This is a genomic window from Gordonia sp. VNK1 (assembly GCF_040049135.1).
Taxonomy (GTDB): Bacteria; Actinomycetota; Actinomycetes; order Mycobacteriales; family Mycobacteriaceae; genus Gordonia; species Gordonia oleivorans.
Genome location: NZ_JBDZDJ010000052.1, coordinates 1 through 3,960 on the forward strand (window position 1 = coordinate 1; position 3,960 = coordinate 3,960).

Consider the following 3,960-nt stretch of genomic DNA (forward strand, 5'->3'; position numbering starts at 1 on the left):
CGTGCCGTTCGAGGTGCTCACCGACAACGGCAACCAGTTCACCGGCAGACACACGCGGCCGTTGCCGGTTGAGGTGCTCTTCGAGCGGACGTGTCGCGAGTACGGCATCACCGCGCGGTTGACGAGCTTGTCAAGATGTCTGTGTAAGAACGTGACTCCTGATTTTCTTGTGGTCTGTGGGGTCTAGCTGAGGTGGGGTTCGATCCGGTCGGGGTAGGCCAGTGCGAGTTGTCCGAGGGCCTGTTTCCAGTTGGTGACGACCTGTCCCTCGACCAGTCGTCCGAGGGCCTTACGGGGCTGTGACCGCCTGGTCCCGCGTTCTTTGAGGCGTTGAGCGGCTCGTTTGTCTTCGATGTCGCAGATGGCCAGCCACAAGAGTTTGCGGACCGCGATGTCGTTGGGGAAATGTCCGCGGTTCTTGATGACCTTGCGGAGCTGGTAGTTCAATGACTCGATCGAGTTGGTGGTGTAGATGACTTTGCGCAGCTCGGGCGGGAATGCCAGGAAGGGGATGAACCGATCCCAGGCTCGGTCGAAAGCCATTGCCGCACTCGGATATTTGGCGCCTAGTTCCGAGTCGCGGAAGGCTTCCCACTCGCGGCGGGCGGTCTCGGCGTCGGGGGCGGTGTAGATCGGTTTGATCGCCCGGGCCACGTCTTTGCGGTCTTTGTGGTTCACGAACCGCATCGAGTTGCGGATCAGATGCACCACACAGGTTTGCACGGTGGCCAGCGGCCAGGTCGCCTCGATTGCCTCGGGGAATCCGGTGAGCCCGTCACAGCACACGATCAGCACGTCCTTGACGCCGCGGTTGGCCAGATTCGCACACACCCCGGCCCAGAACTTGGCGCCTTCTTCGGCCTGTATCCAGATTCCCAGCACATGCTTGACGCCGGCCATGTCGACGCCAATAGCGATGTGGGCGTGCTTGTTTCGAACATGAGAACTGTCTTTGACGTTCACCACCAGGGCATCAAGGTAGATGACGGGATACAACGGCTCCAGCGGCCGGTTCTGCCATTCGTCGACCGCGTCGAGGACCTCGTCGCAGATCTTGGAGATCGTCTCGTGCGAGAGATCGGTGCCGATCGTGGCGGCCAAATGGTGTTGGATATCGCGCAACGTCATGCCGCCGGCGTACAGCGGGACCACGATCTTCCACTCCAGCCCGTACAAGACCGTCTCCGACGTCGAGTTCGCGGCCGCTGGTTGGGTCGACTGGTACAACAACAGCAGGCTGCACTCGAGTATCGGCCAGATCCCCCCGACCGAGTTCGAAACGCTCCACTACTCTGGCCTCGGCCCGAGGACCAGCCCACAATGGAGGCGGCACAAAACCTCGGGTCGTTCAGTCCCTGTGCGTGAGGCTCCGGCCCGCAACCCCCAACACATCGCCGTGGAGTCACCCATACCGTCTAGCGTTGTACGGACGCAATTCGTCTATCACGAGCGACCGTGCCGCGTCATGCCCTATGCCGATCCTTACCTGTTGACGGGATGGTCGGGAAGTTCAGGGACCGACGCTTGTCAGATCCCCATGGGTCCGTCCGCGTGTCTTTTGCGATGGTCCCAGGGCGCGCCGGAAGCGGTCGATGTCACCCGGCCACCAGCTTGCAGTGCCCAGCAGCACCGCTAGTGCCGGGACTACTAAGGTCCGCACCAGGAACGTGTCGAGCAGCAAACCGACACCGATGATGAACCCGATTTGCACCATCACATCGATGGAGCCGACCATCAGCCCGAACATGCTGGCTGCGAAGATCAACCCGGCCGAGGTGATCACCGAACCGGTGTAGGCGACGGTACGCATTACTCCGACCCGCACGCTCGCTCTCGTCTCCTCTCTCAGGCGTGAGACCAGCAGCATGTTGTAGTCAGCGCCCACCGCCACCAAGACGATGAACGACACCAGTGGAGCTGGCCAGGCGATCCCGGCACCGAGGATGTGTTGAAGTACGAGCACACCGATACCAAGAGCCGCCATATAGTTCAAGACGACGGTTGCAAGGAGATAGACCGGTGCAACGACGGCCCGCAACAACAGCATCAGGATCAGACCCACGATGAGAAGTGTGGCTATGCCAAGCAGTTTGAAATCGTACGACAACAACCGCTGGACGTCGGCATTGATCGCAGGAAAGCCCGCGACCGAAGCACGTCCGCCCTCCAGAGTGGTGTTCGGCATCGCGTTCTCGGCGACGCTAGACAGCTCGTTCGCCAGCGTCATTGCATCGGCAGAGTATGGGTCGTAGGAGGTCTGTACCGCATAGCGCACGGTTTTCCCGTCGGGCGAGATGAACTGTCGAGCGACCTGACTGAACTGCTGGTCCTTGAACGCATCCGCGGGGAGATAGAAGCCGGTTGCCGAATCAGAATCGCCGATCTCGCGGGCGGGAGCCCGAAGCTGTGCGGCGACCTGTGCTAGTCCACCGAGTAGCTGAACGTTGCTGTCCACCAAAGCCCCGACTCCGTTCGACAACTGACGTGCGCCGTCGGCGAGTGCGCCGACGCCGGACTCGAGTTGCGAGACCCTGTTCCCGAGGTCCTGTCCACCGATGGTCTGTAGTGCAGAATTCAGCGTTTGAAGAGAACGCTGCAGCTGTGCCATGTCGGTAGAGCCTGGCGCACTCACGCGGCCGAGTTGCGCGGCAAAGTTAGCCACCCTCGCGAGCGACTGATCATCCGCGAGTGCCCGGATGTCGGCCGTTTGCGCGCGCAGTGCCGAGCACTGCGCGATCTGCTGACACCACGGAGCTTCCAATGCGGACAACGCTGGCGCGACCGCGTCTGCCGCAGACTGGGCCCGACGTGCGAGTTGAGACAGCTCAGGCGCTCGCTGGGAGAACTGTCGAAGCGTTGGGGCGGCGCTCGCGAGTTGGTTCACCAACGGCCGGTACTCATCGAGTTGTGGGCCAAATGACGACACCTCGTCTAGCAACCCCGACAGCGGAGCGAGATTGGATGAGATCTGGTCTTCTAGCAGTGCCAGGCCTCCGGCGAGCTGCTCTGATCCGGTCTTCAGGACGGCCAGATCACCCTTGCGGGCCTGTACATCTCCGGTCTCCTCGGTGATCTTGGTACCGATCTGATCGTTCTGCCAAGACAATTGCGCCTGCTGCAGCTTCTCACCGGTTGGCCGCGTCACGCCAATGACCCTGGTCACGCCGGGAATCTGCGCGACGCGGGATGCCAACTGGTCGAGGTCGGCAAGGCCTTGAGCCGTGCGCATGTCGTTCTCGGACTCCACCACCAAGAATTCCGAGATAATGATGTCTTTCGGAAAGTGGCGGTTGAGCAGCGCGTAGCCTTCGTTGCTCCCTGTGTCAGTTGGCTGCCCCTCTCGATCGTCGTAGGTGATCTGGATTGTTGCGGCGACCAGGGCGAGGCCAATCAACGCGACTACACTGATCGCGAGCAGAGGGACCGGCCGCCGGATAACCATGACTCCGACTCTTCTCCAGTAATCCCGCGTCAGGTCACGGCGGGGAAGGCCGGCCCCTCTCTTGGCAGCGAAGGAGAGCACGGGGGGCAACAATGTCACCGTCGCCAAGAATGCGAATGCTATGGCGATTGCGCAGGCCGGCCCCAAAGTGTTGAACACACTGAGCTTGGCGAAGGCCATAGCCAGGAAGGCTAGGGCCACAGTGCCCGCCGATGCGAGAACCACGCGGCCGATAGTTGCATTCGCGTGGGCAATAGCGGCATCAGGAGAGTTGCCTGCTCGAATACCCTCATGATAGCGGCTGATGAGGAACACCGAATAGTCAACTCCGGCACCGAAGATGATGACGGTCATGAACATCGAGGTGAACTGGGATACCGGCATGCCCAGCTCGCCTAGTACTACAGCCGTAGATCGCGGGTTGTGAGGTTGCGCGGCGTGTTTGCGCTGGTGGGAGCGGCTGCCGGGGCATGATTTGTGGTTTGTGAAGACAACAAAAACACCCGCGGCAGCCGCGG

General features: G+C 61.3%; 4 pseudogenes. 2 read left to right on the forward strand and 2 right to left on the reverse strand.

The annotated features are described in order from the left end of the window. Positions 1 to 187 (forward strand): annotated as a pseudogene (locus ABLE94_RS26200) (hypothetical protein); the annotation flags it as partial. Here the strand turns inward: ABLE94_RS26200 and ABLE94_RS26205 are convergent. Beyond that, positions 184 to 1,155: pseudogene (locus ABLE94_RS26205) on the reverse strand (IS256 family transposase); the annotation flags it as partial. The pseudogenes ABLE94_RS26200 and ABLE94_RS26205 sit on opposite strands and share 4 nt — an antisense overlap. Between ABLE94_RS26205 and ABLE94_RS26210 the strand changes: the two are divergent. Beyond that, positions 1,148 to 1,318: pseudogene (locus ABLE94_RS26210) on the forward strand (integrase core domain-containing protein); the annotation flags it as partial. The pseudogenes ABLE94_RS26205 and ABLE94_RS26210 overlap by 8 nt on opposite strands. Positions 1,319 to 1,510: 192 nt before the next feature. On the opposite strand, the pseudogene ABLE94_RS26215 reads toward ABLE94_RS26210, so the two are convergent. Then, positions 1,511 to 3,841 (reverse strand): annotated as a pseudogene (locus ABLE94_RS26215) (MMPL family transporter); the annotation flags it as partial. Positions 3,842 to 3,960: the final 119 nt, after the last annotated feature.